This is a genomic window from Streptococcus mitis, from assembly GCF_008763935.1.
GTDB classification, from domain to species: Bacteria; Bacillota; Bacilli; order Lactobacillales; family Streptococcaceae; genus Streptococcus; species Streptococcus mitis_DB.
This window is the reverse complement of record NZ_VTQF01000003.1, coordinates 218,986-239,184: the sequence shown is the minus strand read 5'-3', so window position 1 is coordinate 239,184 and position 20,199 is coordinate 218,986. Positions and strand designations below refer to the sequence as shown.

Here is a 20,199-nt window from a genome sequence, read left to right as displayed (position 1 = left end):
TTTATAGAATCAGCAAAAACAGTATATACTTGTTTCTTTCACTTGTCAAGAGCAAAAATTGGTATAGTTGAAATTATCCTTCTGTAAGCAAAAAACTCTGACCAATTAAAATCATCAGTCAGAGTCCTTTTTAAAATCCATTATTGTCACTTAATTCCTTGAACCAGTGCCCTGATTTTTTCAGACGACGTTCTTGCGTTTCCAAGTCTAATTCGACCAAGCCATAGCGATTTTTATAGCTATTGAGCCATGACCAGCAATCGATAAAGGTCCAAATCAAGTAGCCCTTACAATTGGCTCCGTCTTCAATGGCACGGTGAAGTTCGCGAAGATGACCTTTTACAAAGTCAATACGGTAATCATCTTGAATCATTCCATTCTCACGGAATTTTTCTTCCCCTTCAACACCCATACCATTCTCTGTCAACATCCACTCGATATTGCCATAATTTTCCTTGATATTTTGGGCGATGTCATAAATCCCTTGCTCATAAATCTCCCAGCCACGATGAGGATTGATTTTACGTCCAGGCATCACATAAGGCTCGTAAAAATGTTCTGGTAAGAGTGGACTCTCTGGATGCTTAGCAAATCGAGGCGCCATAACACGCAAAGGTTGATAGTAGTTGACACCAAGGAAGTCCACTGTATTGTCACGAATGAGATCCAACTCCTCCTCTGTAGCATCAGGCAAGAGACCGTGTTCATGCAAGATTTCTACTAACTCCTGTGGATAAGTCCCCAAAACAGATGGGTCTAAGAAAGATTGGGCCTGAAAGAGGTCCGCAATGCGAGCGGCCTTGACATCAGCAGGATGCTGACTACGTGGATAAGCCGGTGTCAAGTTTAAGACAATCCCAATCTTGGAATCTGGCAAAAGTTCATGACAAGCCTTAACCGCCCGACTGCTAGCCAATTGTGTATGATAAGCTACTTTAACGGCTGCCTCTGCATCCACCTTATGTGGATAATGGGCATCGTAAAAATAGCCAAATTCTACTGGAACTATTGGCTCGTTAAAGGTAATCCATTGATCCACTAAATCTCCATAAATCTCAAAACAAAAACGAGCATAGTCTTCATAGGCTGAAACAGTCGCCTTATTTTCCCAACCATCACCATCCTCTTGAAGGGCAAAAGGCAAATCAAAATGATAAAGATTGACTAAAAGACGAATCCCCTTAGCCTTAATAGCCTCAAAAACCTTACGATAGAAATCCACACCTTGAGCATTGACTTTTCCACGCCCTTGTGGAAAAATCCGTGACCACTGAATAGAAGTCCGAAAGGCCGTATGACCAGTCTCTAACAGTAGCTCAATATCCTTTTCCCAGTTTTCATAAAAGGTTGATGTTTTATCTGGACCAATCCCATTATAGTAACGATTTGGCTCCACTTGGTACCAATAATCCCAGAGATTATCTCCCTTACCGTCACCAGCTACACGTCCTTCTGTTTGTGGTCCAGAAGTAGAGGATCCCCAGACAAAATCCTTTGGAAATCTTAGCATACATTTACCTCTTTATCTACTCATTTTTCCCATTATACAGAAAAAACAAGGTAAAAACTAGTTACATTTTTTCCTTGTTTTTCTTCTGATTATAGTTTTTATTTCTTGCTGAGAATTTCAAGCGTTTCAAGCACGTTATCTGCATGAACTTCGATAGTATCACCAGTCGCTTTAATCTTAACTTCTACGATGCCATCGGCCGCTTTCTTCCCAACAGTGATACGGATTGGCAATCCAATCAAGTCGCTATCACTGAATTTGACTCCGACACGTTCGTTACGGTCATCTGTCAAGACTTCGTAACCAGCTCCCATCAAGCTTGCTTCAAGCTTTTCTGTCAAGGCTTGCGCTTCTTCATCCTTGACATTGACAGTAATCAAGTGCACATCAAATGGTGCCAATTCTTTAGGGAAGTTGATTCCCCAAGCATAACGGTATTCACCTTTTGGCGTTTTGTTAACAAAGAGGCGAGCGTGTTGCTCCATCACTGCTGAAAGGAGACGGCTGACACCAATACCATAACATCCCATGATAATTGGCACAGCACGACCATTTTCATCCAAAACATCTGCCCCCATGCTTGCCGAATAGCGAGTACCGAGTTTGAAGATGTGACCAATTTCGATACCACGCGCAAAGTTAAGGACACCTTGTCCGTCTGGAGAAATTTCACCCTCACGAACTTCACGGATATCCACATATTCTGCAGTAAAATCACGACCTGGGTTCACACCAGTCAAGTGGTAGCCATCTTCGTTAGCACCGACAACTGCATTGCGAACATCTTGCACTTTACGATCTGCAATAATTTTAATATTCTCTGGCAAAGCAACTGGGCCAAGTGAACCAAATCCTGCTTGAACAACATTTGCCACTTCTTCTTCACTTGCAACGTCAAAGAAATCTGCTCCCAAGTGGTTTTTCAACTTAACTTCATTGAGTTGGTCATTTCCAACTAGAAGGGCTACAACAAGCTCACCATCTGCCATGTAGAAGAGGGTTTTAATTGTTTGTTCTTCTGGAACATTGAGGAAGGCTGCAACTTCATCGATTGATTTAACATCTGGCGTTGCAACACGAGTTACTTCTTCTTCAGCGACAACACGGTTGCTTGGTTTGTACTCGTTTGTTGCCATTTCCAAGTTAGCCGCATAGCTAGACTCACTTGAGTAAGCAATGGTATCCTCACCAGAAACCATCCATTTAAGCAATTCTGCCTTGATTTCTTCTTGCACTTCTGCAGGAATCTCATCAAATGAAGCAACTGACTTGTCCAAGACGACCCAGCGGTCAAGGTCTGTACGAGCAGGTGTAATGGCCATAAATTCTTGGCTGTCCTTACCACCCATAGCTCCACCGTCACCAATAATTGCCTTGAAATCTAAACCACTACGAGTGAAAATACGCTCATAAGCAGCCTTGTACTCATCATAAACACTGTCCAAGCTATCATAGTTAGCGTGAAAGCTGTAAGCATCCTTCATGATGAACTCACGTGTACGAAGAAGTCCATTACGTGGGCGTTTTTCATCACGATACTTAGGTTGGATTTGGTAAAGGTTGAGTGGCAATTGCTTGTAAGACTTAACAGAATCACGGACAATAGCTGTAAAGGTTTCTTCGTGAGTTGGACCTAGGATAAAGTCTGATTTTTCACGATTTTTTAGTTTGTAAAGGTCTTCACCATAAGTTTCGTAACGACCTGATTCGCGCCACAATTCTGCACTGAGGAGGGCAGGAGCCAACATCTCAACGGCACCAATCTTATCAAATTCTTGGCGCATGATATTTTTAGCTTTTTCAATCACACGATTAGCAAGTGGTAGGTAAGAATAAACACCTGCTGAGACTTGACGAACATAACCAGCTCGCAACATAAGAGCATGGCTGATAACTTGAGCATCGCTTGGCATTTCGCGAAGCGTTGGGATAGGCATTTTACTTTGTTTCATAATATTCCTCGATTATCTAAAAAAGAGTCGCATGATGTCATTCCAGGTCACAGCAATCATCAAGACAACCATGATGACCACTCCGGCCAAGGTGACATAGGTTTCAATTTCTTGTTTCAATGGTTTGCGGCGAATGGCTTCCAGGATATTGAGCACAATCTTACCACCATCCAGGGCTGGAATCGGAATAAGATTAAAAATCCCGATATTGATGGAAATCACTGCCAAGAAGTACAAGACATTCTCAATTCCATTTTTAGCAGCATCACTACTTGCCTTAAAGATGGCAACAGGTCCACCTAGCTTGTTCAAATCCGGTTGGAAAATCAGATTTTTCAGTTCTGAGAGAATTCGGAGGGCCGAGTCAGCAGCAGTTGTAAAACCACCTACAAACATAGATACAAAATCTGACTTAATCCCCGGTTGAACACCTAGAAGGTAACGGCCTTGACTTTCTTCCGGAGTAACAGTGACTTGTTTGTCACTCCCCTTTTCAGAAATAGTCACATCCAAGGTCGGGGCCGTCTTATCTTTGGTTTCTGATTCCACAGCCTGAATCAAACTTTCCCAGTTGCTAACCTCATGTGAGCCAATCTTGGTAATTTGTGCCGTTTCTGGTACTCCTACCTTAGCCAAAGCCCCTTGAGGCATAATATGGAACTGGTTGGTATCGACATCTCTGACACCACCCTGCATGAAGATTAAAATCCAGAAAACAACGACACCTAAGATAAAGTTGTTCATGGGGCCTGCAAAGTTAGTAATGAGTTTCCCCCAGATAGTTGCATTTTGATATTGAACATCTAAAGGTGCAATCCGAACCTCAGTACCATCTGCTTCCACAACCGTTGCATCGTGATCCACTGCAAATGTTTTTTCTTCTTCCAGAACCAATCCTTTGATAAAGAGCTTGTCTTCAAAGTCAAACTGGGTCACCTGCATAGGAAGAGCTGTTTGATCCAATTTTTTACCTGAGAGATTGATGCGTTTAACCTTACCATCATCAGTAAGCGTCAAACTGACAGGAGTTCCTGTCTTGATTTCAGTTGTATCATCACCCCAACCGGCCATACGGACATAGCCACCCAGAGGCAAGATTCGAATGGTATAGGCCGTCCCGTCCTTGCCAATATGAGCAAAGATCTTGGGTCCCATGCCAATGGCAAATTCACGCACTAGAATCCCTGATTTCTTGGCAAAGTAGAAGTGTCCGAACTCGTGTACCACTACAATAATCCCAAAAACCAGAATAAAGGTTAAAATTCCGAGCATAGTATTTCCTCCGTCTTTTGATTAAAAGAGTCCAAATAAGTGCATGATTGGAAATACAAGCAACATACTATCAAAACGATCCAAAACACCACCATGTCCAGGGATAAATTTCCCAGAATCCTTGACACCAAAATGACGTTTGATCGAACTTTCTAGTAAATCACCAAATTGTCCAGCAATGCTAAAGAAAATAGCAAAGACTGACATCTTGTAAATTCCATACGGAAGAGCAACTGTCCTATCAAACATCATAAAGATGATGGTTACTAAAATAGCACCTAAAATACCACCCAAGGCACCCTCAAAGGTTTTATTTGGAGAAACTGTCGGAGCTAATTTTCGTTTACCATAGTTCATTCCTATAAGATAGGCACCACTGTCTGTCGCCCAGACGATACATAAGGCTAATAGTGCCTTATCTAACCCTGCAATTCTAGCATCTAATAGAGCATTAAAACCAAAGCCCACGTAGAAACTCATAGCAAGCGGGAAAACAGCATCCTCAATCGTATAAGACTTGCTAAAAACAGTCGTTCCTAACATAATTGAAATCAAAACACTATAGGCAACCACATTCCCATCAACTGGCAAAAAAGTCAGGTAATTCTCCAAGGGAATGGTCAAGGCAAAGGTTGCAAAGAGGGTTAAGAGACCCTCTATAGTCATGGTCTCTAGACCTCTCATCTTCAAAAGTTCATGCATGGCTAGCATGGCTATGATTCCAATTGCTATCTGCAGCAAGAGTCCCCCAATCATTAAAATTGGTAGGAAAATAGCCAGGGCAATCCCTGCAAACAAGGTTCTTTTCTGTAAATCCTGTGTCATATTTCCTCCTAAACTCCTCCAAATCGGCGATGACGACGATTGTAGGCAAGAATGGCTTCCTGCAAGGCCGCCTCGTCAAAATCAGGCCACAAGGTATCCGTAAAATAGAGCTCACTGTAGGCTCCCTGCCATGGAAGGAAATTGCTCAAACGCAATTCTCCACTAGTACGGATAATCAAGTCTGGGTCTCGTAAGTCCTTAGGCAAATGCTGGGTGAAGAGATAGTTGCCAATCAATTCCTCTGTGATGTCACCTGGGTTGATTTTGGCATCTAACACATCCTGAGAAATCAACTTAAGAGCCTGTGTAATCTCAGCACGTCCACCATAGTTGAGGGCAAAATTAAGAATTAATCCTGTGTTGTTCTTAGTCAATTCTTCAGCTTTAGTTAGAGCTTCAAAGGTTTGCTTAGGCAGGCGGTCTGTTTCCCCAATCATTTGAATCTTAACATTATTCGCATGCAATTCCGGGACATAATTATCATAAAACTCTACTGGCAAGTTCATGATAAACTTGACTTCCTGATCTGGACGGGTCCAATTTTCCGTAGAAAAAGCATAAACTGTAATAACCTTAACGCCTAGTTTGTTGGCTGCCTTGGTCACAGTTTGCAATGCTTCCATGCCCGCCTTGTGTCCAAAAACTCGCGGTTGCATACGTTTTTTAGCCCAACGGCCATTGCCATCCATGATGATGCCGATATGAGCAGGAACCTGTGTCGGAACCTCTACTTCCACATCCTTATCTTTCTTAAAAAATCCAAACATGATCTTATTCCTATTCAAAAATCTATCGTTTCATTATACCATATTTCCCTATTTTCTTCTATCACTAAGCTATTTATACTCTTCGAAAATCAAATTCAAACCACGTCAGCTTCACCTTGCCGTAGGTATATGATACTGACTCCGTCAGCTCTATCCACAACCTCAAAACAGTGTTTTGAGCAGCCTGTGGCTAACTTCCTAGTTTGCACTTTGATTTTCATTGAGTATTATTCTCAGGCACCAAGCCCATTTTTCAAAAAAATAAGTCGCCTGATTGGGCGACTCTATTTTTTATAGGGAGATTATTATGAAAAAGTTTTAGGAGTTTAAGTTAAGGTCTTCTTAACTTATGAACTTAGTATACACTTCCTAGCTTAAAGTTTCCTTAAGTATTTTTAAAAATCAAATTTTTCCATTTCTCCTGCCAATTTTTCTTGGATAGACGTGTTCGATAAAGTTCCATTCGGTCTTCATTCTCTAAAAAATGAGGAGTTGGACGAACTTGAAAATTCAAAATATCCTCCAAACCATAAGGTGCATAGAGTTCAAAATCGAATTCTTCATTCAAGCGCAGTCCAACTGCCGTACACCGTTCTGGATACTTACTCATAGCATCACGGGAACTGGTATAGGGAGCAGTATGAGGACTGTGCTGGTGCATATAGAGCTGATTTTTCAATTCCCACTGGTACTGAGGAAAGTCCTCTCTCAACTTGTTCTCTATAGCCAGCGTCTCTTCATAACTCACATCTGGGTCAAAGAAAATGACATCAACATCTGTTTCACAGTCAAAAGGTGATTTGTATGACAAAAGATTCCAGATGAAATTTCGTACCGAACCTGCTGCCAACCACGAGTCTTTCAGACCAAGATCTCGTATGATCGTCAGAATAGCCATCATATCCGGATTTTCTCTGAAAGCTTCTAGAATTTCTTGTTTATTTTTCATTATACTCATACCCTAAATGCTCGTAGGCCTTAGCCGTTGCAACCCGTCCAGACCGTGTTCGCATGATAAAGCCTTTCTGGATTAGGTAAGGTTCGTACATATCCTCAACCGTCTCACGCTCTTCAGCGATATTCACAGAAAGAGTTCCTAATCCGACAGGACCACCACCATACATCTCAATCATGGTACGAAGGATTTTTTGGTCCACATAGTCCAAACCTTCATGGTCAACATCCAGCATAGTTAATGCCTTATCGGTAATAACATCATCAATGACCCCATTCCCCATAATCTGGGCAAAATCGCGCACGCGCTTGAGGAGACGATTGGCAATACGAGGGGTTCCACGACTACGCAAGGCCAGCTCAGAAGCTGCCTCATGAGTAATTTCCATCTCAAAAATATCTGCCGTCCGCTCAACAATTTCTGTCAAGTCAGCATGGGCATAGTATTCCATATGCCCCGTAATCCCAAAACGTGCCCGTAGAGGATTTGACAGCATACCAGCCCGAGTCGTCGCACCAATCAAGGTAAAAGGTGGTAACTCCAAATGAACACTACGACTACCCTCACCAGCCCCAATCATAATATCGATGTAAAAGTCCTCCATCGCACTATAAAGCACCTCTTCCACCGACATAGGCAAGCGGTGAATTTCATCAATAAAGAGGACATCCCCAGGCTCTAAGTCATTCAAAATCGCTACCAGATCACCAGCTTTTTCGATAACAGGACCCGACGTCTGCTTGAGATTAACTCCCAGTTCATTGGCAATAACAAAGGCCATGGTCGTCTTCCCCAAACCTGGAGGCCCGAAAAGGAGGACATGATCCAGCGCTTCATCCCGCATTTTAGCGGCTTCGATAAAGATTTGAAGCTGGTCCTTAACCTTATCCTGCCCGATATATTCACGTAAATACTGAGGACGGAGCGTGCGTTCTACTAGCTCCTCGTCCCCCATTATCTCATTATCTAAAATTCTACTCATGGCTCTATTATATCAAAAAACCAAGCCACAAACAAAAAAGCCACCCGATTGGGTGACTCCCGAGTTTGGCACTTTATTCTAAGTCACTGCTTCACCGCCTGCGAGAAGAGGTGAGATAGCCCATGATGGATACAATACTTAAAACTATCATCGGACCAATTGTGGTCGGTGTCGTTCTTCGATTAGTCGATAAATGGCTAAACAAGGACAAATAGTGTCAAAAAAGACCTCAAGCTTAATGTGGAAGTTAGCTTGAGGTCTTTTCTAGCCTATGATATAGAACTAGTACTCAATTCCTTTTTATTATCCCACAGTTCACAAAATTTGTCAAAGGTTTATATCCTCATCTACTCAGCTTGTCATTTATAAGCAAAAATAATGTTCATCATGCGTTTATCTGCCAACAAATAAAGGAGACATGCCACCAAGGTAATCAGCCACACGGCATATACAGAAACTGTTAAAACCGTGAATTCCTCCATGATGATTAGTAGTAAATTTGCCAGATAATATCTCCCAACAACCGTTGTTAAAGTAAACAAACCTGCAAATGACAATAAAAAGGCAAGTGGTAGGGCAAGAATAAGTTCCTTCCGATATTTTCCTAAGAAGAGGACAATAATGCCAGCAGACAGTGTATAAGCAAAAGCAATTACTCCATAACCAAATCCCCACGATAAAATTGTAAGACTAGAGAAAGCAAAATCACCATCCATTAGCTCTAGGACAACCATAGCCAAAAAGGTGAATTCACTGACTAGTAGATTTATCAATAAAGTAAGCATAAACTTCGCTTGGAGTAATTGTTTCAAATCGACAGGAATCAGTCTGAGATTTGAAATCGTTTTAGACACTTGTTCTATTCTTATCAAATCCACTAAAATCATGCTCGAAAAAGGGAGGAGAAAATAGTAGTTCAAAAAGAAGAAACCATTTTCTACATACCAACCATTCACACTACCGTACGAATGCCCTTGATAAATCTGATGACCAATCATAAACTCTAACAAAAAGAGCAGGATGGCTACAAAGGGAATCATATACAGTATCTTTCGCCTTCTTAGTTTAGTCAATTCTAGCATCAACATTTATTCATCCACCTTTCTTAACCAAGATTTAATGGACAAGAAAGACAAAACAAGTAAAGATAAACCTAGTACAATAATCGATAAGATAACTGGCTGTTGAAGCACCACTCCTTCTCTGTTTCCTTCCCAAATTAAACTGTTAGCGCTTGTAACTGGACTGATATTTGGACTCGTCCTTGCTAAAAAAAATGACACTAAAACATACATGACGCCGACCAAATTTCCAACTATCTCCTTGCCTCTTACTTTTATCATGAGCAAAGCAACTAAAGGAAATACACCCATGGGAATTAAGACACCACTACTCATACAAAGATAGAAGAATCTTAATAATAAAGACAAACTGACTGTTGAAGAAAAGCGAGATAGTAGTGCAAATAAGGAAACCGAAATATAGGTGAATAACATGATACAAAGAGCGTTGATTTCAATATACAAAATCTTAGCCCAGAATGTCTTCATCAGATTTGCTGAAGCGAGTTTCAAGTTGTTCATGATGCGATAGCGATATTCTACACCAAATGCCTGTATTGTATAGGAAACACAATACAAAGGGAGAATCAAAAAGTTTAAATAAGACAAAGAGAATTTATAGACAAAGGGAAAGGAGTCAAACAAGCCTCTCGCATCATTTACATAATAACAGATGAGAGCTAGGTAGAGGGAAACAACACCATATACGACAAAATTCAGTTTTTGATGCCTTTGTTTGAGAAATTCAATCTTCACTAAATCAAGCAATTCCCTCACCTCCTGTTATCCGCTTAAAGTAATCCTCTAAACTTTCATTGTTTTTATAAGAATATTCTTTTAGAACTATTCCGTTGTCTTTTAAGGAGTTAGATACGACTGCAATGTCAAAAGTAGGTGATTCTCCCTGAAGTTCAAGTTCTATATCCGAAAGAATACTAATCTGTTCTTGCAGATTTATCCTGCAAAGCACTTCCTTAGCTTGAGGAGCATCCGAAACAATTAGGTGGATTTTCCTTTTATCTGCACCATCTATTAATTCCTTCATAGTCTTTTCAGCCATAAGGTGGGCATCATGCAGTATCCCAACTCTATCTACAAGCTTTTCAAGTTCTGAAATAATGTGGCTGGATATTAAAATCGAAATGCCATGATTGGTACTGAGTTCCTTTAGATAACGGCGCATTTCAAGGATACCAATAGGATCTAAACCATTTGTTGGTTCATCTAATATCAGAATTTTCGGCTGGTGCATAATAGCGTTAGCAATTGCTAACCTTTGCTTCATTCCCAAAGAATACTGCTTGAATAGTTTTTTATTTTCCCCATCTAATCCTACTACTTGTAAAGCTTGCTCTACTTGTTTTAGCGAAACTCCTCTCAATCTCGCAAAAATAGAGAGATTTTCAGGTCCCGTTAAATTAGGATAAAAAGAAGCACTGTCCAATACCACACCGATTTGAGATAGCAAATCCTTAGAAAATTCACCTAACAGTTTTTCAGATAGAATATTCACTTCACCACTATCCATCGCTGTCAAACCTAAAATAGCTTTGATAAAGGTAGTCTTTCCAGCGCCATTTCTTCCTAGTAAGCCATAGATTTCTCCCTGTTTTAGCGTAAAGTCTATCTTATCTAAGACAATCTTCCCATCATAGGATTTTGATAAATTAGATGTCTGTATTACTGGATTTCTCATTTTATTCTCCTCCTAACATCTATACACCCACATCAAAAGACATAATAGAGTAGTTCCTGTATAACTAGTTATATGAGAAGGTAATAGGGTATAGCAAACTTACAGTCCCCCCTTTAAGTCCTTCAATCTGTGGCACGATTCATTATATAAATGTTACTTCACAAACATTCAATAAATAAATCCTCCAGTCCAAGATTAACTACACTAATTGTTGAAGCTTGTTGTATAACTCTCAAATCCAAAATATATTGTAATTGATTTACAGTTTTTAAAAGCAACCGCTTACAAAGAATCCTAAAAAAATATATTCTAAAAATGATTTTACGAAACTTTGCTAAAATACTCATATTAACCACATTTTCTTATCTTTACACTTGTAAGTGTACTACTTTGAATCTTCTTTGTCAATAAAAAGTATTCTTTTTTTCAGTTTATTTCCTATTTATTCTTTTGAGACTATTTCTATGCCAGGAAGTTGAAAAATAGAGATTAAAAGTATATAATTAATCATAAATTTATTTAAAGAAGGTTTAAAGATGAGCATATTATCTGACAAACTAAAAGCAAAGAGAAAAGAAAAAGGCTTCTCACAAAAAACACTTTCCGAAGGAATTTGTGAGCAAAGCCAAATCAGCAAAATAGAACGTGGCAACTATATGCCTGCTGCTGATTTACTCTATAAACTTGCAAATCGGCTTCAAGTTCCCTTAGAATATTTTTTCGATGAACAGATTGAAATGACTTCCAATATAACACCGTTTAAGAAATTAGCAGAAAAATTACTTGAAGATCGTAATTACGAGGATTTAGAATACCTCTTAAACTTAGAAAAAGAAAAGTCTCAGTATCTGTCTACTGAGGATGAATTTTATCTTCTATGGATTCAAGCGATTATCCTTTTCTACTTACATGGTTCCAAAGATGAAGCTATTGCCAGTCTAGAAAACACTTTGCCAAAACTTTCGTCTAGTTCATCTGTGTATCTTAAACTCCTCAATACTTTATCTAATTTTTATTTTTCTGTAGGGCGTGATGCAGAATACGAAGAAAATAACTCACTTCTTATCAGTTTGTATCAGGAAAAAGATTTAAACCATCAAGAGTATTTATTTGGTTATATTCGAGTTAAACATAATTTCGCTTATTATTTACACTCTAAAGGGAAAGAGTTAGAAGCTGTCCAAGAGGCCTTAGAAACCATTGACTTTTGTAAACAAAAAGAGACCAGCTATCAGCTGGCACCTCTTTTAACTATCGTTGCGAACGCCGGAAAAGATTTTTTAAAGCACGATGAAATTCTTGACTATTATTTACAGGCTCGTGATATCTGTAAAATATACGGGCACAAGCTCTTGATGGCTAAGATTGACCATTTTTTGAAAGATAAGGATAGGTGACTTCGATCGTAATAAGTTATAATTACCAATTAGCTAGAAACATAAAAGTGGAGAGGAACTAATGTAGTTTTCTCCACTTTTGTTAATATCCCCTCTTCCACTTGTATCCTGCCCAGCATGCTAAAGCCAGTAAAACTAAATTAAAGATGATAAAGAAAGTCACAAAACCAAATAATCCATTCTGGGATAAATCTTCTACATAAAGGTTGGATTCAGTAAAGAACAGATAAATTCCATAACCCTCCACGAAAATAAGAAAACTGACAAAACCAATCATAAGTCTGAGAAAAAAGTCTTTAAAATCAAAAAACGCATAATATCAGTGTTGAAAACCTGATACTATGCGTTTTATTGTGGAAAGATTTACTTCATTTTCTCCTGAAATTGAGTTTTTGCCCAATTTCTCTTTTATGGTATAATATTGTTCGGCACTTCTACACCGCCTGCGAGAGGAGGTGAATTAGCCCATGATGGATACAATACTTAAAACTATCATCGGACCAATTGTGGTCGGTGTCGTTCTTCGCTTAGTCGATAAATGGCTAAACAAGAACAAATAGTGTCAAAAAGACCCCAAGCTTATTTGGACGTGAGCTTGGGGTCTTTTCTAGCCTATGATATAGACACAATACTTAATTCCCTTTTATTATCCCACAGTTGACAAAATTTGTCAAAACTTTACATTCTCAGCTTCTCAAGCTTTAACCGCTTTACAACAAGACTTTCAAGTTTAAGAGAAAGTTAGGGATTCTATCAATTTCATAGAAATTTTGATTTAGTAAACGAAGAGACAATCTTACATGTCACTCCTCATTTAATACGCCACTACTGGACAAGCAAAATCATTATTACAGCAGTTCCAGTCCTTCAATTAATAGTTACTTACAATCAAATTGAGTTTGAAGTAGCTGAAGCAACAACAGACCTATTTCTTAGTCATATTTTCTAAAAAAGTCTCCGCCAATTCCCCGACCAAAATCCGAAAAATACCGGAAAACATCGGAAAATTATTTTTAGAATAGTCCCCAAAAGCCTGAAATAGAGCCAAAAAACTCCACCTGATTGGGTGGAGTTAAGGGAGATTATTATGAAAAAGAAAAGTTTAGGATTTTATTAAATAAAGTTAGGAGGTCTTTATTTAATAACTATATGATACAAGACGAAGCTTAAAACTAGCTTAACTTTTCTCAAATTCTACCATTTTGCCAAAAATTTCTATCAGCATCTATCCACCCCACAAAAAAAGCCACCTGATTGGGTGACTTCATTAGGAGATTATGATGAAAAAAAGTTTTAGGATTTCATTAAATAAAGTTAGGAGGTCTTTATTTAATGGTTATATAATACTAGACCATCCTTAAACTTTGCTTAAGAAAAACAAGTTTTGTTATTTTTCTCTATTCACCCAAGTCATCCCTATACAATTATAGGTGGATAAGATTTCAAAGCCCATAGAACGATAGAATCTCAAGGTTCTTTCTGTCTGTTCTGTCACCAGCTGGACTTGATAGACATCTTTGTAAGCCTCTAAAGCCTCTTTCATTAGGGCACTACCAATCCCTTGACGCTGATAGATAGGTAAAACGATTAAATCTTGAACCAATACTGATGAGAATCCATCTCCAACCAAACGAATCAAGCCCACCACAGTATCATCATCAAGCGCCACATAAATCGCTAATGAATGAGATAAGGCCTGCTCCAGCATCTCTGGTTGATGGGTATAATTTGTCCAACCGACAGCCTGATAGAGATGCAAAACATCCTCTAACTTGACAATTTCTTGCTTTTTAATAGTGATCATGTCAACACCTATTAAAGCTCTCTTAAGCTCTTGTACTGTCGTCCATTTTTATCAAAATTTTCAGGAGCCAACCATGCTTCCAATCGAGCTTTGACTTTGGGCCAGTCCTTATCAATCATAGACAACCAATCCGTATCACGAGTACGCCCCTTATATACGACTGCCTGGCGGAAGGTCCCTTCATAGACAAATCCCAAACGCTCCGCAGCTCGTCTGGATGGCAGATTAAGAGAATCACATTTCCATTCGTAGCGACGATAGTTAAGCTCCTCAAAAACATAGCGCGCCAAGAGATAGTGAGCTTCTGTCCCTATTCGTGTTCCCCTGAGCTCTGGAGAAAAAGTGACCGCTCCCACTTCTATCACTCGGTTATTTTGGTCAATGCGCATGAGAGAAAAAGTTCCCAAAGCCTTACCAGTTGCCTTGTCTATGATTGCATAGTAAAAACGGTCCTTACGAGCCAACATCTGATTTAAAAGGCTAACCAACTCCTCCATATCTGCTACTGGCTCCTGAAAAAGGTAGGTCCACATCTCCCGAGGAGTATCCAGGCCATAAACAGCTAGCAAATCCTCCGCATGTTTTTCTACCGAGAGAGCCTCTATCCGAGCATAACGCCCTTCTAAGAAATCAATAGAAGGCAATTCACCTGGTGTATAACCTTCCATTGACTCCCCAACCATTTGACCATATTCGTTTACTGGCATCTTTCTTCTCCTTGTTTTACGCTGAAAATACTATATCACAAATTGTTCTCTTTGGAAACTGGCACTGTCTTCAAACTTCATCCTCAACACTATATTAGTGACCCGTTTTCTGTCTTTTATCCTCTAAGGCTTGATTAATTCGTTGGGTGAGTTTGTGATTTTTCCAGATTTGATACAACCATATCAATCCATAAATTAACAAGAAAAAGAACCAAAGCAAGGGACTCCACAAGGCTGAACCCCAGCCCAAAAATAGAGAGGTCAATACTAAAATAGTAGCTGTCACTAATAAATGAACTCCTACACGTATACTAAAAGCAAGAAACTCTAGCTTTTCAAGTATTAAAGTCAATACCCCCATAATTCCACCCATTAAAAACAGAGCTAGAATATTTTTTATCATTGGTTCAGGATAGGTAATACCTGGATAACACTGAGCTAATAACATCATACTCAAATAAAAGAAGGAAGCCGTACGCATTCCCGATACAAAATAATCAATTAATCGTTTCATGATTTTCTCCTATAAACCTAGATAATTCATTAAGGACTTAACGTATTTCCGACTCACACTAGATTTGATGCCCCGAGTCATTTTAGCCATCATGTTCCCTGAAAAACTATCTGATAACGATTCTAAGTGGTCAATGTTTATAATTGAATGGCGTGATATCTGTATAAAGTTCCGTCGGTTAATCCTATTCTGAAAGTTTGTCAATGTTTCCTTAGTTTTATAAATCCCGTCTACCGTATAAATGGTCAACAAGTTCTTATCGATATCTGCTAAAATAAGATCCTCAATTTTCACCATAACCAGATGATCATCCGTTCGAATAGGAATGACCACCTGATTGGTTGTTGAAAATTGTTCTAAATACTCCATGACTTCCCTCGCTTGGTCGGTTAACTGAGCTGCCTGAATTACAATATGTGGGTCCTTTTCTGAAAACTCTGCCTTCATTTCAAAACGAATCTTCATTTTCTCTCCAATATACTTTTATTTTCTCTTGCTAAACACTTTAACAAATAAAATCCAAAGAAAAATAGCGACAAGACTGATAATAACCACTATAAAGTATGTCTCTTCCTTTGTCAATAGTTCTTGCCAGTTGATTTGGATTCCCATTTTTTCTTGAAATTCCTTTAACAATCTGCTATTTCCTGTAAATGCAGTTTCTAACCGCTCTTTCATTAAAATTTGTCGATAGAGAGAAGCAATATAAGTTGCAGGGGTACACTTCATGATAATTTGTGCAAAATCAGGTAATACTCCAATGGGGATATAAGTTCCTACCAAAAATCCAGAAGCAGTCCCCACTATAGTTGCCAGTTTGCCAAGACTATCTACAGATTGAAAACGGTAAATCAAAAGAATATTTACCACACTTGAAAGCAGACTGCTTAACAGCATAATCAAAGTAATTTCCGGTAAATAACTGATAACTGGACTTTCTCTAAAATAAAGGCTCATAACAGCAAACATAAACACCTGCATGACAAAAGAGATGGCAATACTACTGATTAGATAGGACACCTGTAAGCCCCAGCTACCTAAATCTGTCAAGAAAAGATCTTGATCTACTTGATTTTCACGATCCTGTACCATTTGTGTAAGAGCCGTAAAACTGGTTGTAATCCCAGTCACAGCCAAGGTCCCACCCATCAGCCAGTTATTTAAAAGCTTCGTATTATCAGGGAGTTGGGTCCAAGCATCCGTCAAGTTCTTCTGCAAAAAAATGATATAAAGCAGGAAGGAAATCAATGCCCCCAATAATGAGAAAAATACTCCTGAACGATTACGAAAATATAAGATAAAATTCCGTTTCAATAAAGCTAACATTAGCGAACCTCTCTTCCTGTAAGTGCAATAAAGGCATCATCCATAGTGCCCGGACGAAACTCAAAAGAATCAATTTCTTCTCGAACTTTTGCCAAATATTCAATGGCTTCCTGTGACGTCCTTGGATAAAAAAGATATTCCAACTCATTTTCTTCCTCTACTGTCATTCCAGTCTGTAACAACTTTTCTAAATCCTTCATTTCTTTAAAACGAATTTTTAGGATATTAGAAGCATACTGACTTTTAATAGCAGTCGCAGAACCTTGCGCAATCACTTTCCCATGATCAACAATATAGATCCGATCCGCTTCATCCGCTTCATCCAGATAATGAGTCGTTAAGATAATAGTCATACCTTCATCCTTTTGTAGCCGATACAGTAGCTCCCAGATGGATTTGCGAGTCTGAATATCAAGACCTGTCGTTGGTTCATCCAAGAAAAGAATATCTGGTCGCGAAAGAAGAGCACGCGCAATATCAACCCGACGTTTTTGCCCACCTGATAAAGTCCCATATAGTTGTTTCTGGAAAGCAGTCAAGCCCAGTTGATGGATCAAATCATCCACACGACTTGCTGCAATCTCCTTATACTGTTGAGCACGAATCGTGAGATTTTCCCTAACCGTCAACATCTCATCCAGTACACTAGCTTGAAAAACAACTCCGATTTTCGTATTTGGCGCATAGCGAATCTGACCTTGTGTCGGCTTTTTCAAACCGATTAACATGGAAATGGTGGTTGATTTTCCTGCACCATTGGGTCCCAAAATAGCATTGAAACTTCCTTTTTCAAACTCTAACTGAATATCATCGACAGCCATATGAGTACCGTACCGTTTAGTCAAATGTTTAGCTTGTAAAATCATATTTCTTCCCTCCTTTTATCTCACTAGTTTAACAAAAATAATGACAGAAAAATCGACTTTTGAGATAAGTGGTTAAAATAAAAGGTTAAGTGGTGAGATGATTAGGGTTAAGTTAAAGTAGAGAAGGCTACAGCCATTTTTCTCCTACCGAATTGCTAAATGAAGCTTAAAAACACTTACAAGAACACATTATATTTTTAAATATGCGCTATAAAAGAGATGTTTTATCGCATCTGGCCGAAAAATTCAAGAATCGGTAGTATTATTCTCGCCAAATCAAACAATAAAAAATTAACTAGAAATCATGACACACAATCCCTTCTATCAAAATGAAACTGCTGAATATGATATGATTGAATTTGAAGCAAGTAAGTATTGTCCTGAATTTGAAACTTCCATTAGCCAAATTTTTAACGACAAGTAAATCCATTAGGAAATAATCTATGAAAAGAATTTTCAATACAAGCAAAAAACAGCTCTTTTTATCCGAGAAGAGCTGTTCTATTTTATGAAAGAGAAAGTCACTAGTAACTCTTGTACTTCTCTCTACGTTTTTACTGTTTGAGTTCAAATCTCTCTTGTTTGAACAATTGCTTTTTTAGACTGGACTACCAACCAGAACTGTGTTTTTATCTTAGTTGGGACTATTATAGTACGGTTCAGCACTATCTACAAATTTTTCAGATGTGTATCAAAATAATTTATCGTGGCAAACCATGAGTCTACACTTTCTTTCATTAATAAGCGCCAATCTTTTCGATAACGATGATTCGGTTGATAAGCAATCGTCAACATATGCCCTGTTTCATGATATTTTTTAAACAAAATGGATTCCCCTTTATATTGTGAAATAATATCATCTATCGCGGATGATGCATTCCATATTTCATCAACATCACTTCCTAGTAATAATAAAGGAGAGGCAATTTTACTCACATCAATCTGAGCCCTACTATCTTCAGGAATGTGTTTTCCAAAAAACTTGTTTAACAAATAATTTCCTAACTGAAATTTTTGATACGGAAGTTCTTTTTGCAAATATGTCCAAGAAGATGAATGAGAGTTTAGTTTTCCCTTTATTCCCTCAAATATTACATTTGAGGGGGAATTGAGTACCAAACATTGCACATCTTCCAAAATACTTTGTCCAGCCAGAACAAGCTCTGCTCCTTTAGAGCGACCATATATTCCTATTTTTGTATTATCAACTTGAGGATGATGATATAGAAAATCTTTCGCCTTCTCCAGACATTCTATTGGAATTCGTTCTAAATTGTGGGGTAATCCCTCTAAACCAAAATAAGCTATCGCAAGACAAATATAGCCTCTAGAAGATAAAAGTTGGGCAATATTCTGAGCTTTTTCAATTCTCCCCTCACTACCGCTAACAATAATAACGGCTGGCGCCCTTCTTAATTTTTCATTATAAAATAATCGACCTTGAAAATGCTTGTCATAAATATCTTGATACCTTATTCCCAGATTCATATAACGCCTTACAAAACTTTGCTCCGCGACCACATCTTTCCCCAGCCTGATTTTAATTTCAACACCAAAATAATCTCGCAATGGAATTCTATCAAGAGAATTGGGTAATCTCCTTTTCCTATTCTTCAACGGTTTCGCATTAAAGAACAAACCCATTTCTGAAATTCCTTTATAAGATCCCGAAATAGATGCTGTTTGAGAGGTGTCAATCATACCGTCCTGATCAGATAAAAAAATGGCAGTTGATTTCCACATAACATCATGATCTAAAAGTAAGGGAGCATTTATACAGTAATAATCAGACAGGTACATTTCTACACAATACATTGCCCTTGGTTCTAAACCATTAATAGCAATATAAAAAGATTCATCCGCTAAATCTGTTTGTGAAATCAGTTCTATGTTTACAGTCATATCTTCTCCTTTTTGTTAATTTGCTTAACAATTATATTTGAAATTTACCGTGACTTTTACCACGGTAATTCTCCCCACACCTTTTCAATATCATCCATCAATTTCACAACTGTTTTAAGTTCCACCTCGCTATAGTTGTTTAAAACTGAAAAGATTGATTTTTCAATATATTCTTGTTGCTCCTTATGGATTTTAAAAATTTCGATGCCTTTTTCAGTTAATCTCAAATATTTATTTTTCCCATTATTCGGATCAAAATCAAAAACAACTAAATTTTTTTGAATCAATCTCCTAACACTTTGAGTTATTGCACTTCTTGAAACTTCTAATAATTCAGATAATTTTACTAGATTTAAGGGCTGATTTTTCCCAATCACAACAATCAAATGTACCTCATTCAACGTAATGGATTTGTCAACACCACTTTTATGTTGATTTTTTTTTAACTGGTCAAACGCTAAAATAAATCTATTGAATCGATTATTAAATGCAATAAATTCTTTTTTATCCATAATCTCTCTTTCCTTTGTTAATCATATTAACAAAACAGAAACTTCCTGTCAAATAAAAAATCCTCCAGATTCTACTCTGAAGGATTCCTATCTTATTTCACAACGATATTAACGAGTTTAGTTGGCTCAAACAGTTTGGGAAACTGTTTGA

The 20,199-nt window shown here is 38.3% G+C and carries 22 protein-coding genes; 3 read left to right on the top strand and 19 right to left on the bottom strand.

All coding sequences use genetic code 11. The features are described from left to right. Positions 1 to 130: 130 nt before the first annotated feature. The 7 genes from bglA to ruvB all read right to left on the bottom strand — a co-directional run bounded on the left by bglA (position 131) and on the right by ruvB (position 8,263). On the bottom strand, positions 131 to 1,510 hold the full coding sequence (gene bglA / locus F9B91_RS06260) for a 6-phospho-beta-glucosidase (protein WP_150922743.1): 1,380 nt from the start codon (positions 1,508 to 1,510) through the stop codon (positions 131 to 133). A 98-nt stretch (positions 1,511 to 1,608) separates the two neighbouring features. Then, complete coding sequence (locus F9B91_RS06255; RefSeq protein WP_084947822.1) at positions 1,609 to 3,462, bottom strand: proline--tRNA ligase; 1,854 nt, start codon at positions 3,460 to 3,462, stop codon at positions 1,609 to 1,611. A 12-nt stretch (positions 3,463 to 3,474) separates the two neighbouring features. Beyond that, on the bottom strand, positions 3,475 to 4,734 hold the full coding sequence (rseP, locus tag F9B91_RS06250; protein ID WP_084862787.1) for an RIP metalloprotease RseP: 1,260 nt from the start codon (positions 4,732 to 4,734) through the stop codon (positions 3,475 to 3,477). A 21-nt stretch (positions 4,735 to 4,755) separates the two neighbouring features. Then, complete coding sequence (locus F9B91_RS06245) at positions 4,756 to 5,559, bottom strand: phosphatidate cytidylyltransferase (protein ID WP_084925587.1); 804 nt, start codon at positions 5,557 to 5,559, stop codon at positions 4,756 to 4,758. Between the two features lie 8 nt (positions 5,560 to 5,567). Beyond that, positions 5,568 to 6,326, bottom strand: a complete 759-nt coding sequence (locus F9B91_RS06240; RefSeq protein WP_120719117.1) for an isoprenyl transferase — start codon at positions 6,324 to 6,326, stop codon at positions 5,568 to 5,570. Between the two features lie 385 nt (positions 6,327 to 6,711). Next, positions 6,712 to 7,284: a nucleotidyltransferase family protein gene (locus F9B91_RS06235; protein ID WP_150922742.1), complete on the bottom strand. Its 573-nt coding sequence runs from the start codon at positions 7,282 to 7,284 to the stop codon at positions 6,712 to 6,714. Next, positions 7,265 to 8,263 (bottom strand): Holliday junction branch migration DNA helicase RuvB, encoded by a 999-nt coding sequence (gene ruvB, locus F9B91_RS06230; RefSeq protein WP_009014280.1) that lies wholly within the window; start codon positions 8,261 to 8,263, stop codon positions 7,265 to 7,267. Before ruvB ends, F9B91_RS06235 begins: the two co-directional genes overlap by 20 nt. A 122-nt stretch (positions 8,264 to 8,385) precedes the next feature. Here ruvB and F9B91_RS06225 point away from each other — a divergent pair, with 122 nt between their 5' ends. Then, positions 8,386 to 8,478: a type I toxin-antitoxin system Fst family toxin gene (locus F9B91_RS06225; protein WP_000969509.1), complete on the top strand. Its 93-nt coding sequence runs from the start codon at positions 8,386 to 8,388 to the stop codon at positions 8,476 to 8,478. Between the two features lie 144 nt (positions 8,479 to 8,622). Here the strand turns inward: F9B91_RS06225 and F9B91_RS06220 are convergent, their stop codons facing one another. The 3 genes from F9B91_RS06220 to F9B91_RS06210 are packed head-to-tail and all read right to left on the bottom strand — an operon-like array spanning position 8,623 to position 11,020. Next, positions 8,623 to 9,345 (bottom strand): ABC transporter permease, encoded by a 723-nt coding sequence (locus F9B91_RS06220; RefSeq protein WP_225306564.1) that lies wholly within the window; start codon positions 9,343 to 9,345, stop codon positions 8,623 to 8,625. Positions 9,346 to 9,351: 6 nt separating this feature from the next. Further along, positions 9,352 to 10,080 (bottom strand): ABC transporter permease, encoded by a 729-nt coding sequence (locus F9B91_RS06215; protein ID WP_225306557.1) that lies wholly within the window; start codon positions 10,078 to 10,080, stop codon positions 9,352 to 9,354. A 4-nt stretch (positions 10,081 to 10,084) separates the two neighbouring features. Next, positions 10,085 to 11,020 carry an ABC transporter ATP-binding protein gene (locus F9B91_RS06210; RefSeq protein ID WP_125392883.1) on the bottom strand — a complete coding sequence of 312 codons (936 nt, stop codon included), beginning with the start codon at positions 11,018 to 11,020 and terminating at the stop codon, positions 10,085 to 10,087. A 536-nt stretch (positions 11,021 to 11,556) separates the two neighbouring features. Here F9B91_RS06210 and F9B91_RS06200 point away from each other — a divergent pair. Next, complete coding sequence (locus F9B91_RS06200; protein WP_094753249.1) at positions 11,557 to 12,417, top strand: helix-turn-helix domain-containing protein; 861 nt, start codon at positions 11,557 to 11,559, stop codon at positions 12,415 to 12,417. A gap of 82 nt (positions 12,418 to 12,499) precedes the next feature. Here the strand turns inward: F9B91_RS06200 and F9B91_RS11460 are convergent, their stop codons facing one another. Continuing rightward, positions 12,500 to 12,694 (bottom strand): DUF5966 family protein, encoded by a 195-nt coding sequence (locus F9B91_RS11460; RefSeq protein WP_150922741.1) that lies wholly within the window; start codon positions 12,692 to 12,694, stop codon positions 12,500 to 12,502. 190 nt (positions 12,695 to 12,884) lie between these two features. Here F9B91_RS11460 and F9B91_RS06190 point away from each other — a divergent pair, with 190 nt between their 5' ends. After that, positions 12,885 to 12,977, top strand: a complete 93-nt coding sequence (locus F9B91_RS06190; protein WP_094753251.1) for a type I toxin-antitoxin system Fst family toxin — start codon at positions 12,885 to 12,887, stop codon at positions 12,975 to 12,977. An 827-nt stretch (positions 12,978 to 13,804) separates the two neighbouring features. On the opposite strand, the gene F9B91_RS06185 is transcribed toward F9B91_RS06190, so the two are convergent. The 8 genes from F9B91_RS06185 to F9B91_RS06145 form a co-directional block, all read right to left on the bottom strand. Continuing rightward, a complete protein-coding gene (locus F9B91_RS06185; protein ID WP_049499492.1) occupies positions 13,805 to 14,221 on the bottom strand; it encodes a GNAT family N-acetyltransferase in 417 nt (138 codons plus the stop codon). Positions 14,222 to 14,232: 11 nt separating this feature from the next. Continuing rightward, entirely contained in the window at positions 14,233 to 14,928 is a 696-nt protein-coding gene (locus F9B91_RS06180) for a GNAT family N-acetyltransferase (RefSeq protein WP_049499490.1), read from the bottom strand. A 94-nt stretch (positions 14,929 to 15,022) separates the two neighbouring features. After that, positions 15,023 to 15,442 carry a DUF3021 domain-containing protein gene (locus F9B91_RS06175; protein WP_020902698.1) on the bottom strand — a complete coding sequence of 140 codons (420 nt, stop codon included), beginning with the start codon at positions 15,440 to 15,442 and terminating at the stop codon, positions 15,023 to 15,025. A 9-nt stretch (positions 15,443 to 15,451) separates the two neighbouring features. Further along, entirely contained in the window at positions 15,452 to 15,907 is a 456-nt protein-coding gene (locus F9B91_RS06170) for a LytTR family DNA-binding domain-containing protein (protein ID WP_000701930.1), read from the bottom strand. Positions 15,908 to 15,925: 18 nt separating this feature from the next. After that, entirely contained in the window at positions 15,926 to 16,768 is an 843-nt protein-coding gene (locus F9B91_RS06165; RefSeq protein WP_150922740.1) for an ABC transporter permease, read from the bottom strand. Next, positions 16,768 to 17,634, bottom strand: a complete 867-nt coding sequence (locus F9B91_RS06160; RefSeq protein ID WP_125392880.1) for an ABC transporter ATP-binding protein — start codon at positions 17,632 to 17,634, stop codon at positions 16,768 to 16,770. Before F9B91_RS06160 ends, F9B91_RS06165 begins: the two co-directional genes overlap by 1 nt. Positions 17,635 to 18,303: 669 nt before the next feature. Then, positions 18,304 to 19,536 (bottom strand): acyl-CoA thioesterase/BAAT N-terminal domain-containing protein, encoded by a 1,233-nt coding sequence (locus F9B91_RS06150; RefSeq protein WP_150922739.1) that lies wholly within the window; start codon positions 19,534 to 19,536, stop codon positions 18,304 to 18,306. 56 nt (positions 19,537 to 19,592) lie between these two features. Beyond that, entirely contained in the window at positions 19,593 to 20,048 is a 456-nt protein-coding gene (locus F9B91_RS06145) for a MarR family winged helix-turn-helix transcriptional regulator (protein WP_150922738.1), read from the bottom strand. Positions 20,049 to 20,199 lie beyond the last annotated feature (151 nt).